General features: G+C 67.1%; 13 protein-coding genes. 6 read left to right on the forward strand and 7 right to left on the reverse strand.

All coding sequences use genetic code 11. From position 1 onward, the window contains the following. Positions 1 to 37 precede the first annotated feature (37 nt). Positions 38 to 265 carry a hypothetical protein gene (locus JHD77_RS06535; protein WP_003082927.1) on the forward strand — a complete coding sequence of 76 codons (228 nt, stop codon included), beginning with the start codon at positions 38 to 40 and terminating at the stop codon, positions 263 to 265. Positions 266 to 395: 130 nt separating this feature from the next. Here the strand turns inward: JHD77_RS06535 and JHD77_RS06540 are convergent, their stop codons facing one another. After that, positions 396 to 1,028 carry a TetR family transcriptional regulator gene (locus tag JHD77_RS06540; RefSeq protein ID WP_003158268.1) on the reverse strand — a complete coding sequence of 211 codons (633 nt, stop codon included), beginning with the start codon at positions 1,026 to 1,028 and terminating at the stop codon, positions 396 to 398. Positions 1,029 to 1,120: 92 nt separating this feature from the next. On the opposite strand from JHD77_RS06540, the gene JHD77_RS06545 reads away from it, so the two are divergent. Continuing rightward, positions 1,121 to 1,786 carry an O-methyltransferase gene (locus JHD77_RS06545; RefSeq protein WP_003158267.1) on the forward strand — a complete coding sequence of 222 codons (666 nt, stop codon included), beginning with the start codon at positions 1,121 to 1,123 and terminating at the stop codon, positions 1,784 to 1,786. Between the two features lie 77 nt (positions 1,787 to 1,863). Then, complete coding sequence (locus tag JHD77_RS06550; protein WP_003118664.1) at positions 1,864 to 2,271, forward strand: ester cyclase; 408 nt, start codon at positions 1,864 to 1,866, stop codon at positions 2,269 to 2,271. A 27-nt stretch (positions 2,272 to 2,298) separates the two neighbouring features. On the opposite strand, the gene JHD77_RS06555 is transcribed toward JHD77_RS06550, so the two are convergent. Continuing rightward, the gene (locus JHD77_RS06555; RefSeq protein WP_003158266.1) at positions 2,299 to 5,586 is read right to left on the reverse strand and encodes an acetyl-CoA carboxylase family protein; all 3,288 of its coding nucleotides are present in this window, start codon (positions 5,584 to 5,586) and stop codon (positions 2,299 to 2,301) included. A 204-nt stretch (positions 5,587 to 5,790) separates the two neighbouring features. Here JHD77_RS06555 and JHD77_RS06560 point away from each other — a divergent pair, with 204 nt between their 5' ends. Further along, on the forward strand, positions 5,791 to 6,711 hold the full coding sequence (locus JHD77_RS06560; RefSeq protein WP_003158265.1) for a LysR family transcriptional regulator: 921 nt from the start codon (positions 5,791 to 5,793) through the stop codon (positions 6,709 to 6,711). A 15-nt stretch (positions 6,712 to 6,726) separates the two neighbouring features. Here the strand turns inward: JHD77_RS06560 and JHD77_RS06565 are convergent, their stop codons facing one another. Beyond that, a complete protein-coding gene (locus JHD77_RS06565; RefSeq protein ID WP_003082903.1) occupies positions 6,727 to 7,068 on the reverse strand; it encodes a hypothetical protein in 342 nt (113 codons plus the stop codon). An 80-nt stretch (positions 7,069 to 7,148) separates the two neighbouring features. After that, the gene (locus JHD77_RS06570) at positions 7,149 to 7,781 is read right to left on the reverse strand and encodes a response regulator (RefSeq protein WP_003086978.1); all 633 of its coding nucleotides are present in this window, start codon (positions 7,779 to 7,781) and stop codon (positions 7,149 to 7,151) included. 145 nt (positions 7,782 to 7,926) lie between these two features. Here JHD77_RS06570 and JHD77_RS06575 point away from each other — a divergent pair, with 145 nt between their 5' ends. Continuing rightward, positions 7,927 to 9,549: a two-component system sensor histidine kinase gene (locus JHD77_RS06575; RefSeq protein ID WP_004353773.1), complete on the forward strand. Its 1,623-nt coding sequence runs from the start codon at positions 7,927 to 7,929 to the stop codon at positions 9,547 to 9,549. A gap of 26 nt (positions 9,550 to 9,575) precedes the next feature. Here JHD77_RS06575 and JHD77_RS06580 read toward each other — a convergent pair whose 3' ends face one another. Then, positions 9,576 to 9,992 carry a hypothetical protein gene (locus tag JHD77_RS06580; RefSeq protein WP_003082897.1) on the reverse strand — a complete coding sequence of 139 codons (417 nt, stop codon included), beginning with the start codon at positions 9,990 to 9,992 and terminating at the stop codon, positions 9,576 to 9,578. A gap of 15 nt (positions 9,993 to 10,007) precedes the next feature. Beyond that, positions 10,008 to 10,262: a hypothetical protein gene (locus JHD77_RS06585; RefSeq protein WP_003162339.1), complete on the reverse strand. Its 255-nt coding sequence runs from the start codon at positions 10,260 to 10,262 to the stop codon at positions 10,008 to 10,010. A 504-nt stretch (positions 10,263 to 10,766) separates the two neighbouring features. Between JHD77_RS06585 and cysC the strand changes: the two genes are divergently transcribed. Beyond that, positions 10,767 to 11,357, forward strand: coding sequence for an adenylyl-sulfate kinase (gene cysC / locus JHD77_RS06590; RefSeq protein WP_017002019.1), 591 nt, complete (start codon positions 10,767 to 10,769; stop codon positions 11,355 to 11,357). Between the two features lie 56 nt (positions 11,358 to 11,413). On the opposite strand, the gene JHD77_RS06595 is transcribed toward cysC, so the two are convergent. After that, positions 11,414 to 12,637, reverse strand: a complete 1,224-nt coding sequence (locus JHD77_RS06595; RefSeq protein ID WP_023131210.1) for a sulfotransferase family protein — start codon at positions 12,635 to 12,637, stop codon at positions 11,414 to 11,416. Positions 12,638 to 12,644 lie beyond the last annotated feature (7 nt).

The following is a 12,644-nucleotide window of genomic DNA, read 5'->3' on the forward strand; positions in this document are numbered from 1 at the left end:
CCGGCCTGCCAACTCAGCGAAAACAAGGAGCCTACCCATGAGCGATTGGGCAATCACCTACAGCAAGGACGAAGCCACCGAGCGCCAAGTCCTGCCGTTCCCCCACAAGCCGAGCCCCGAAGAGGTCGCCGAGCACCTGCTGGAATGGGCCGAGGCCAACCTCAAGCCGGGCCACTACAGCACCGGCAAGCTGGAAAGCGACGAGCCGGCGGAACTGCTGCTGCGCCGCTTCGGCATCGTCGTCACCGGCATCGCCGAAGCCTGATCCCTCCCGCGACCGGCAGACGCCGGTCGCTTCCGCCGATAAACGCCTGCTCCGCCAAGCCTACGAACGCGCCAGCCGCGTACCTGGGCCGCTGGGCCAAGCGACGGTTTTGCTCCGGCCACCCGGCACCTCAGCGCTCGTCAAGGGCGGCGAGATAGGCGCAGAGCATATCGGCCAGGGCCTCAGCGTAACGCTCGATCTCCGCCTCGCTGCGCGGCTGTTCGGAGAACTGCTTGCCGACCGCGCCGAGGGTGGTGGTGAGCAAGTCGCCGGCCAGGCTGCGCTCGGCCTCGGCGACCTCCGGCAAGGCCTCCCGGAGAAATGCCTGGAACACCCGCGCGCCCTCCGCCTTCACCTCCCGCGCCTCGTCGGCGTCGCGATACAGCGGCGCCGCGTCGCTCAGCGCCACGCGTATCGCCGCCTCTTCGCACTCCGAGCGCACGAATGCCAGCACCAGCCGGCGCAAGCGCGCCAGCGGCGGCCGGGTGGTGTCCTCGAGGATCTCGCCGAGCAGACGCGTGGTGCGCCGCCACTCGTCGCTTTGCAGGCGGAAGAGGATCGCCGCCTTGTTCGGAAAATACTGGTACAGCGAACCGATGCTCACCCCGGCGCGCTCCGCCACCCGCGCGGTGGTGAAACGTTGCGCGCCTTCGCTGGCCAGAACCTGAACAGCCGCCTCCAGGATGCTCGCCACCAGTTCGCTGGAACGGGCCTGCTGCGGCTGCTTGCGCGAGGAAATACGCGGGTTTCGCTTGTCGCTCATGGAAGGCTCCGGAATGCGAATGGCGGAATGCGATGAATCCATCGCATTCTAGGTCCACGCACTTACGCGCTCAAACATTCCCGGAGCCATCCATGAATACCCTCACCAACGCCCCGCTCGCCGATCTCCTGCAACGCCTGTTCGCCGAAGCCGAAGCCAGCGCACCGGGCGACAGTCCCGCCCTCGCCGACCTCTCGGAGGCCGAGCTGAAGCGCCTCATGGGCAGCAAGACCGAATACCGCGAGTTCTACGGCCGCCTGAAGGACCTGGCGCTGCCCGTCTCCCGCGAAACCGGCAGCCTGCTCTACATGCTGGCGCGCAGCAGCTCGGCGCGCAGCATCGTCGAGTTCGGCACGTCCTTCGGCCTGTCCACCCTGCACCTCGCCGCGGCGCTGCGGGACAACGGCGGTGGCCGCCTGATCGGCAGCGAGTTCGAACCCTCCAAGGCCGAGCGGGCACGGCGCAACCTGGCCGCTGGGGGGCTGCTCGACCTGGTGGAACTGCGCGAGGGCGACGCCCTGCAAACCCTCGCCAAGGACCTGCCGGACAGCATCGACCTGGTCCTGCTGGACGGCGCCAAGGCGCTCTACCCGGAGGTCCTCGCCCTGCTGGAAAGCCGCCTGCGCCCCGGCGCGCTGGTGATCGCCGACAACGCCGAGCATAGTCCCGAGTACCTGGCCCATGTCCGCTCGCCGGCCAACGGCTACCTGTCGACGCCCTTCGCCGAGGATGTCGAGCTGTCCATGCGCCTGGGCTGAAGCCTAGCGACTGACGGCGTCTCGCGGGTTTGCTAGGGTCTGGCTCATGCCGCCCGGACAGCTCGAAGGAGACCCGCATGACCCGTGACCGACTCGCCGAGCGCTACCGCGCCTACATCGACTGCCTGAACCGCCAGGACTGGGCGCGCCTGGGCGACTTCGTCCATGACCGGGTGCGCTACAACGACGTGCAGATCGGACTCGACGGCTACCTGCGGATGCTCGAAGGCGACTTCCTGGCAATCCCCGACCTGCGCTTCGAGATCGAACGCCTGCTCGTCGATCCGCCGGGCGTCGCCTGCCGCCTGCACTTCGACTGCACACCCAGCGGCCGGCTGTTCGGCATCCCGGTCAACGGCCAGCGGGTACGCTTCGCCGAGAACGTCTTCTACGAATTCGAAGACGAGCGCATCGCCGGCGTCTGGTCGGTGATCGACAAGGCGGCGGTCGCCGCGCAGGTTCAGGCGACGCCGCCGTCGTCCTGAGGCGCCAGGGCACTGCGGGTCGACCATCTACCAGGTATCCACGAACGGCCGCTTGCGCCCCGCCCTCGGCGCCGGTTCTCCGGCGACGGCCAGGCCGCGCAGGAGCCAGGCGCGGGTCTCCGCCGGGTCGATCACCGCGTCGATCTCCAGGTAGCTGGCCATGTTCAGCGCCTTGCCGTTGCGGTAGGCCTTGTCCACCATGCCGCGGAACAGCGCCTCGCGCCGCTGGGGATCTTCCTCGGCCGCCAGCTCCTTGGCGAAGCCCAGCCGCACCGCGCCTTCCAGGCCCATGGCGCCGAACTCGCCGCTGGGCCAGGCGACGGTGAACAGCGGCGAATGGAAGCTGCCCGCCGCCATGGCCTGGGCTCCCAGTCCGTAGCCCTTGCGCAGGACCACGGTGAAGAACGGCACCGTCAGGCTGGCGGCGCTGACGAACATCCGCGAGACGTGGCGCACCGTGGCCTGTTTTTCCGCCTCCGGGCCGACCATGAAGCCAGGGGTGTCGCAGAGCGAGACGATCGGGATGTCGAAGGCGTCGCACAACTGCATGAAGCGCGCGGCCTTGTCGCCAGCCGCGGCATCGATGGCGCCGCCGAGATGGCCAGGGTTGTTGGCGATCAGGCCGAACGCCCGGCCCTCGATGCGCAGCAGCGCGGTGACCAGGCCGGGAGCGAACTGGCGCCGCAGTTCCAGCACGCTGCCCCGGTCGGCCAGGACCTCGATCGCCTGGCGGATGTCGTAGGCACGCAGGCGGTTCTCCGGCACCAGGTGGCGCAACTCGCGCTGGTCGGCGCAACTCCAGTCGGGCAGCGGGCCCTGGAAATAGCCGAGATAGCGCCTGGCCACCGCGACCGCTTCGGCCTCGTCCTCCACCAGTACGTCGATCACTCCGTTGGGCCCCTGCACGCCCGTCGGACCGACCTCCTCGGCGGCGAAACGGCCCAGGCCGCCGCCCTCGATCATCGCCGGGCCGGCCATGCCGATGGTGGCGTCGCGGGTGGCGATGATCACATCGCAGCAGCCCAGCAACGCGGCATTGCCGGCGAAGCAGCGACCGGAGACCACTCCCACCAGCGGCACCAGCCCGGAGAGCCGGGCCATGCCGACGAAGGTATGGCAATCGAGGCCGGCGACGCCGACGAAATCGGTATCGCCCGGGCGCCCGCCGCCGCCCTCGGCGAACAGCACCAGCGGCAAGCGCCACTGTTCGGCCAGGCCGAGCAGGCGGTCGGTCTTCTTGTGGTTCATCACCCCCTGGGTGCCGGCGAACACCGTGTAGTCGTAGGCCAGTACCAGGCAACGCGCGGCCTGCACGCCGAAGCTGGCGGCCCCCACCGTACCGGTGCCGGCGACCAGGCCATCGGCGGGGCTCAGCTCCAGCAACTCCTCGGCGGAGCGCCGGCGACGCTGGGCGGCCAGGGCGAAACCGCCATATTCGCTGAAGCTGCCCTCGTCCAGCAGGTCGAGCACGTTCTCCCGCGCGGTACGCTGTCCGGTCTTGCGCCGCCTGGCCAGCGCCTGCGGACGACGCTCGTCGCCCAACGCTGCCTGGCGCTCGAGTACCTCGGCGAGATCGGCGCGGATATGCGCCAGGTCCAGCGCCTGTTCGGTCGGTGCCTGCTCGTCGTCATCCTCCGTCGGTTCGAGGAACAGCAGCGTCGCGCCCTCCTCCAGAAGCTCCCCGAGGCTCGCCGCGAGCCGCCGGACGATACCGCCGCCGGGTGCCTTGACCTCGAATTCCATCTTCATCGCTTCCAGGATCGCGACCCGCTGGCCGGCACGCACCCGTTCGCCCTCGGCCACTTCCAGGGCCACCAGCACCCCGCTGCTCGGCGCAGGCAGAGGCAGGCTGCCGAGTGGCGCCTCGACCCGCGCAGGCGCGGCGTCCTCGGCGAGCGGGCACTCGGCGCGGAGCCGCGGATGGCTCGCCGGGATAGGCGCCAGCAGTGTCTCCAGGTGGCTTTCGACGAAGCGGGTGTCGACCCGGTTGGCCTGTACCGTCGGATGCAGCAGAAGGTTGCGCAGCAGATCCAGGTTGCTCGCCACGCCCTCCAGGCGGAATTCGCAGAGCGCCCGATAGGCCCGGCGCAACGCGGCGGGATAATCCGCACCGCGCACGACGAGCTTGGCCAGCAGCGAATCGTAGCTGGGGCTGACCCGATAGCCGGCATAGCCGTAGCCGTCCACCCGCAGGCCGGGACCGCTGGGCGGTTCGTAGGCGCCGATAGTGCCCACCGCCGGACGGGCGCTGCCGTCGGCCGCCAGGGTCTCCAGGTTGATCCGCAGTTGCACCGCGCAGCCGCCGATCGCCGGCGGTCGCTCCAGGCCGAGGGCGGCAAGCTCCATGCCGGCGGCGAGACGCAACTGGGCGTGCAGCAGGTCGACCCCGGTGACTTCCTCGGTGACGGTGTGCTCCACCTGGATGCGCGGATTGGCTTCCATGAAATAGAAGCGCCCGGGGCGCTCCTCGTCGACCAGGAACTCGAAGGTACCGATCCCCCGATAGCGCACCGCGCCGGCCATGCGCAGGGCGCAATCGATCAGCGCCTCGCGGGTGGCCTCCGGCAGGTCCGGGCTGGGGGCGATCTCCAGCAGTTTCTGCTGGCGCCGTTGCAGGCTGCAATCGCGCTCCCAGAGGTGGCTGACCGCACCGCTGCCGTCGCCGAGCACCTGCACCTCGATGTGCCGCGCCCGCGCTACCCGTTGCTCGACGTATAACTCGTCCCGGCCGAACGCCGCCTGCGCCTCGGCACGGCAGCGGCGGTAGGCATCGGCCAGTTGCGCAACCTCCTCCACCGCGCGCATGCCACGTCCGCCGCCGCCGGCAAGGGCCTTGAGCATCACCGCGGCGCCATCGCCCAGCCCTTCCAGGAACGCCTCGGCCTCTTCGACGCTGACCGCACGGTTGATCCCGGCCACCAGCGGCACCTCCAGGCGCTCGGCCAGGGCGCGCGCGGCAGCCTTGTCGCCGAACAGGTCGAGCACTTCCGCTTGCGGCCCGACGAAGTGGATGCCCGCGCGCTGACAGCGACGGGCGAATTCGCCGTTCTCGGCGAGGAAACCGTAGCCCGGATGGATCGCCTCGCAGCCCTGCTCCAGGGCCAGCGCGACCAGCCGATCCATGTCGAGATAGGCCGCCACGCCACGGCCGGCCAGCGGCAGCGCGACATCGGCCTTGCGCACGTGCAGGGACGCGGCATCGTCTTCCGCGAACACCGCCACCGAGCGGATACCCAGGTCGGCGCAGGCGCGGGCGATGCGAATGGCGATCTCGCCGCGGTTGGCGATCAGCAAGGCGTTGAAGGGAGCGGTCACGGCAGGTTCTCCGGGGAGCGGGTCAGGCGGCCGGCGAAAGGAGCTGGCCCGGCGGCGCGTTGGTCATCGTCGCAGGCATCTTAGGCAGCCGAAGGAAGCGGCAGAACTGAGGCTTATTCATCGACATCCATGAAGCCTATGCATGGTTCTATCGGCGAGCATGCCTGCTAGGCTGGCGCCTTCCCCAGACAGGCGCGCGCAAACATGAATCAGCCACATGAATGGTCGCCCCTCAGCCGTTTCGATCTGAACCTGTTCCGGGTCTTCGAAGTGGTCTATCGAGAACGCAACCTGACCCGCGCGGCGGGCCTCCTGCATCTCAGCCAGTCGGCCGTCAGCCACGCCCTGGCGCGCCTGCGCGACCAGCTCGGCGACCCGCTGTTCGTCCGCCAGGGGCGCGGGGTTGCGCCGACGCCGCTGGCCGAGCGACTGGCGCCGGGCATCCATGACGCCCTCGCCGGCCTGCACCGCAGCATGAATCGCTGCCAGACGTTCGACCCTCGGCGCGGCGCGCGGACCTTCCAACTGAACATGCCGGAGCAACTGGAGCCGCTGGTGCTCCCGGCGATCCTCGCCCACCTGCGCCAGGCCGCGCCACGCATCGAGATACGCTGCAACAGCCTGCACTGGGCGGACCTGAAGGCGGAACTGGGCGCCGGACGCATCGACCTCGCCATCGAGATCGCCCGGCCCACCGACGCCGCCCTGCGCCGCCAGCACCTGCTCGACGACAGCCTGTGCGTGATGGCCGGGCCGGGCTTCGCCGGCGACCTGAGTGCGGAGGAGTACCTGGCGGCGGACCATGTCGCGGTGACCTCGCGGCGACGCGGCATCTGCATCGAAGACCTGGCCCTCGGCCACCTCGGCCTGACCCGCCAGGTGCGCCAGCGCTGCCAGCACTACCTGTCGGCGGCGTTGCTGGTGGCCCAGGGCGGCTACCTGCTGACCCTGACCCGAGGCTACGCCGAACTGATCAACCGCGGCCTGGGCAACCGCCTGCTGCCGATGCCGCTGGCCCTGCCAGCGGTGACTCTGAATCTCTACTGGTCGCGCCAGGCCGACGACGAAGCCGGCAGCCTCTGGCTGCGCGGCGAACTGGCGGAGCTGGCGACGCGCCTGCGCTGAGCGCGGGCGCTGCGACTAGGGCTTCGCCGCCTTGGCGCGGGCCTTCTGCAGCCACTGCCCGGCCTTCGCCGAACACTCCGTGACATAGGTCGTATCGATCGCGCAGCGCTCCCCGGTGGCCTTGAGCAGGTAGGCGGCATCGGCTACCTCGTAGTCGGTGTGCCGGCGCGGCGTACCGTTCGCCTGGGATTCGCGTTCGTCCTCGCGGATGTCGCAGTACAGCGCATTGCTGCGGGCGAACAGTTCTAGGCACTCGGCATCCTTGCCCAGCAATGGGTTGGCGCTGTCCTCGGCGGACTTGGAGCAGCCGCCGAGCAGCAGGCAGGCGCAGGCAATCGTGGCAAGCGGGCTACGCATGTGTCCGTTTCCTTGGCCATGGAGAGTGCGCCATTAAAACAGCCCCGGCGCCTCGGCGCATCCGCGGCGTGCCCATGGTGCTACTCCGCATCCCCCTGCCCCAGCAGCGCCCGGTACTTCACCGCCGCCGCGGTCCGCGACGGCACGTCCAGTGCCCGCAGCAGCGACGACACATGGATGCGCACCGTGTAGTGGGAGATGTCCAGGGCGCGGCCGATCTCCTTGTTGCTCTTGCCCTGGGCCAGCAGGCGCAGGACATCCAGCTGGCGCTCGGTGAGCCCCTCCAGGCGCGGGCTGGGCTGCAGCGGCAGGAGACCGGAGGGTTCGTAGCGCACCAGCACTTCCCCGGCGCGGATGGCCAGAATCGCCTGGCCGAGTTCCTCGGGCGCGATGCTCTTGCCGAGGAAGCCGTCGGCCCCTGCGTTCATCACTTCGCCGATGAGCTGCGGGTCGTCGACCATCGAGACGACGATCAGGGTGGTGCGCGGGAACCGGCGGCGCAGGTCGGCGAGCATCTCGATGCGGGTCAGGCCGGGGAAACGCAGGTCGAGGATCAGCGAATCGGGCTGCTCGCCTTCGCCAGCCAGGCGCAGGACCCCGGCGAGGTCGCCGGCCTCCTCGATCCTGGCCTCGGGCAGCAGGCGCTGGAGGATACTCAGCATGCCCTCGCGAAACAGCGGATGATCATCGGCGACGATGATGCGGCCAGTCATTCTTGTAGTCTCCAGGAGTCGCAGTTTCCGCCGCGCATGCTACCTTAGCCCGCTACCGCCGCGCCCACCCTTCGTCCGTCTTCGTGACGAAGGGGGCGAAACAGAGGAAAAGGCGCGCGGCGCTACCATGCACACGGAGGTGCACATGAAGTTCGAGAAGAATACCGAGCTGGACCAGGCCAACCTGCGACTGATCGTGGCCACCTGCGCGATTCTCTACGTGGTGCTGATCGGCCTGCTGCCCGGCCTGAAGGTCGAGACCTACCTGCCGATCGTTGCCTACTACGGCCTGTTCCTGATCGCCTCCATACTGCTACGCCAGGCCATCGTGCGCTGGCCGGGGCACTACCCGGCGCGGCGGATCTTCTGCATGCTGCACGACTACGCCGGCACCTCGTTCGGCCTGATCGTGGGCGGCGAGGCAGCGCTGCCGCTGTACGCGGTGATGGTCTGGATCAACCTGGGCAACGGCATGCGCTACGGCTCGCGCTACCTGGCCATCGCCACCGCCCTGGCGCTGCTCGCGCTACTGGTCATCTATCGACTGACCCCGGCCTGGCAGGCTCAGCCGTTCATGGTGCTGATGCTGATGACCACCAGTACCGTCATTCCCTTCTACGCGCACCTCCTGCTGGAGCGCACGCGCAAGGCCACCGAGGAAGCGTTGCAGGCGAACCAGGAGAAATCGCGCCTGCTGGCCCAGGCCAGCCACGACCTGCGCCAGCCGATCCACTCCATCGGCCTGTTCACCGCCTGCCTGCGCGACGCCCGCCTGGGCGACGAGGAACGGCGCCTGGTGGACAACATCGACCGCTCGCTGCTCAACGTCTCGCAACTGTTCCGCTCCATTCTCGATCTCTACACCCTCGACAACGGTCGGCTCCAACCCAAGCAGGAGAACGTCCACCTGGGCGAGTTGCTGCGCGACCTGGTCCGGCGCAACGCCGAAGCGGCGCGCTGGGCCGGGGTGGAACTGCGCCTGCGCCCTTGCCGCCTGTGGACGCGAACCGATCCGGGGCTGCTGTCGACCATGCTGCAGAACCTGCTCTCCAACAGCTTCAAGTACGCCGCCGAGCGCCCGCTGCTGATCGGCGTGCGGCGGCGAGGCGACGGCCTGGCCGTAGCCATCTACGACCAGGGCCGGGGGATCGCGGAGGAACACCTGCCGCGGGTGTTCGAGGAGTTCTACCGGGTACGCGAGACGCGCGACCGCGACGTCGAGGGAATCGGCCTGGGGCTGTCCATCGTCCGCCGCCTGGGGCAGTTGACCGGGATCGAGGTGACGCTGCGCTCGCGGGTCGGACGCGGCACCGCGGTGACCCTGCACGGCCTGCCGGCGGTCGCCGCGCAAGCCCTGCCCCGCCGCGACGATCCCCTGCAGGCCGGCCTGCTCACCGGCTTGCGGGTGTGCCTGGTGGAAGATGATCGCAACGTCCTGCGCGCCACCTCGGCGTTGCTCGAACGCTGGGGCTGCACGGTCCAGGCGGAAACCGAGGCGGACGGCTGGCGAACCGATTGCGACATCCTCGTCGTCGACTACGACCTCGGCCCCCACGCCTCCGGCGTCGAGTGCATCGAGCGGGTACGGCGGCAACGCGGAGAGGCGATACCGGCGCTGGTGATCAGCGGCCACGACATCGAGCGTATCCAGGCCAGCGTCGAAGACACCGACATCGCCCTGCTCTCCAAGCCCGTGCGCCCCACGGAATTGCGCGCCACCCTGCGCGCCCTGCGCGAGCGCCCGGTGGCCGCCAGCCACGCTTCCTGAGACAAGGCAGGTCGAGGAGCTCAGGCCTACGGCGGGCCGTACTTGATGCCAGCGCAGCCGTGGGACAGCAGCAACTCGCCGTCGTCGGCCTCGAACTGGGTGATCCGCTTGCTCTTGTCGACGGTGACGGAAATGATGCAGCGATTGGGGTGGTTGACGGTATCCCAGTAGTTGGTGTTCACCATCACGTTGCCCTGCATCTCCGAGCTGGAGCCCACCACTTCATAGCGGGAATAGCTGGTGTCGGTGTACCACTGCATCACCACCTGCGAGCCGTCAGCGGTGCGCTCCATGTTCTGCGGCGTACCGAAGAAGGCTATCGCTTCCTCGGCGGAACGGCCCTTCCACTGGCTGCGGGCGTAGACCTCGGGCAGCGTGTCCATCTGGATACAGCCGCCCAGGGAAAGCGACGCCAGTAACGGCGCGATGAATATCCGGCGCATGGGTTGACTCCGTGTCTAGGGGTTCTTCGGCGGGTTGCCAGGCAGCAGGTCGAAGGTTCGCAGGCCCGGCGCGGCGTCCTGCCCGGACGCTTGCGCGCGGTTCGCCTGCTCGGCCACGGCCATTCCGCGCGGTGCGGCGGCAGGTTTTCTCGACGCCGCAAGCGAACGCCCACCGGCGAAGAACAATTTGCGCGCCGGCTCGTCGCCGCTGCCGAAGCGCCACCAATCGCTGGCCTCCGGGCCGGTGGCGAGTGCGGATTGCCGAGTCATGGTTCCTTCCAAGTCGCGTGCGTCCTGCACAACCGGTTTCCGCGAAACGCGGGGATCAAGGGCGGGACTATAGCGTCGCGGCGAAGAAGCTCGAATAGCACAGAGGTACTATTTTCTCGGCTCGTCCGATCGGGAAGTCACCTCGGTGAGTTCCGGTCGAAGCTGCGCCATGCCATCGACCAACTCTGCGCCCCGGAAAACACTGGATGAGTTCCCCTGCTTTCTCGGTCTCCAACAGCACCCTCGCGACCGAACACTGCACGGCCATGGCTGGAAGACAAGTGAAACCAGCCACTTGCTTAAATACCTAAGGGAAAGAACATCCTACTGAAAATAAAGAAATTTCTTATACGCACTTATTTGGCGCAACGTTAACTTAACTAACTGCACAAACACGCCCTGACCGCGCATTAGAAGAAGTACCGGCCCCCAACGGAATCCAAGTCCAACTTCGGGAGGCCCCCCTTCCCATGCAGTTAACCAATCCTCCAGGCAGAAACAGCGATGAACCCTCGTGAACATGGAAAACGATCGATCGATAACGAGACACGCAGTGCGCTCAAGCACCAACGCCCAGCGGTCGTCTGGCTGACCGGGTTGAGTGGCGCTGGAAAATCCACTATTGCGAATGCCCTGGAACTAGCGCTTTTCGAACAGAAGAAACATACGTTTCTCCTGGACGGCGACGATCTGCGCCTTGGCCTGTGCCGAAACCTTGGCTACAGCGACGAAGATCGCACCGAGAACATTCGAAGAATCGCGGAAGTGGCAAAGATCCTGCTGAAAGCCGGCCTTATCGTGATCGTGGCAACCATCTCGCCATTTTCGCGAGACAGGAACCTCTCTCGGGAACTTATCGGCATCGAGCATTTCATTGAGGTCTTTGTCGATACGCCGCTCTCGGAATGCGAGAGAAGAGATCCCAAAGGCCTGTACAGGAAAGCACGCTCGGGCAAGATCGAAAACTTCACCGGGATCGACTCGATCTACGAAACGCCCGCACAGCCGAACATAACGATCGATACACTTTCAGAAGACCCCGACCTGGCGGTGAAGCGAATCATTTCCTACCTGGAGACGAACCAGCCAGCCTGACAAGATGACTGGGCCTGGAGGCACGAACCGTCCGCAGCCCCACTTCCAGCTTGCGCTCAGGGACACCCCGTCTCGCTGCCGAACAGACGGGACAGGTTTCGCAAGGGTTTCGTGAAACGCCAGAAGCGACTGTCCAATATAGCCATCAAACGGGCGTGAGTATCATCGCGATCTATCTGCGTGCGCCGTAGCAAGTTGTCCGTTTCGGCGAGAGTGCGCTGAGCGGAAGCAAGCTCTTCGCGACACGCCGACAATCGCCGAGAAAGTTCCCGCATGGCTCGTTCGTTCTGTTCGTCCCGAGCACCGGCCTCAAGCAAGCGATCTCTCAGTCCATCGTTCAGTTGCCTCTGTGCGGTACAGCTCATGGCCAGGTCAGCCACCTGCTCGCTGAACCGCGTCATGCTCTCGTTGTGGGACGAAGCCGATTGCCAGAGTTGCCTGTCCAGCTCCCCCACGTACTCCAGCAACGGCATCGCTCTGCTGAATTCCCGCTCCAGGCCCTTCCACCCTTCGATGTCGAACCGGTCCACGGCAAGCTGCTGCAGTGCCTCATGCACCTCGAGCAGCGCCTGAAAGCTTCCCGCTGCGGCAGCCAACGCGCTCGCATCATGGGATGAGTGACGCAATGCGACATCCAGGACATCACCGACGAAGCGGGCACAAGCCGACTCGTCCACCGGCAAGGAAAGTCGATGGCCAATACGGCCCAGTTCCTGTCGCGGCAGAGCCAGCAATCGATCGTAGTCGACCACCACGGCCCCCTTGTGGAGCGCCCACTGCATCGAGCGACAGGAGTGTTCGTACCAGAGCATCAGGCTCTTTTCCCGACTCAAGTGGTCACGGGCAGCAAGAGACTCCGCGACACTAAGAGGATGGCGAGCCGCAATGACATAGTCGACCCATAGCCCCAATGCATCGAACGCGGCTTGCCAGATCGGCATCAGACGCGGCATACGCGGATCCTTGATACCCAGCAGCGCCTTGCCTGCCAGTAGCTCAGTCAAAAGCGCCATGGCCTGCTGGACGATCTCTTCGAATCGCTCGACGCCCAGCACCCGGCGACTGGACAACCCGACGTCGCCCGACGAAAACCCGCACAGGGCCAGGACTCTGTCATTGAAAGCCACCAGGCGGGCATCTTCCCAGTATCCCTTGGGGTTGTCCGGCCTGGGTGGGATCAGATTCTCGCCAAACTCGACCCCGAGCGCCTCGAGTCCGGCGGAAAGTACGCTCGTACCGGAGCGATGCATGCCGAGAATCACCACCACCCTGGGCGTCATGGATGAA

Source organism: Pseudomonas sp. P20 (genome assembly GCF_016463925.1).
Lineage (GTDB): Bacteria > Pseudomonadota > Gammaproteobacteria > Pseudomonadales > Pseudomonadaceae > Pseudomonas > Pseudomonas aeruginosa.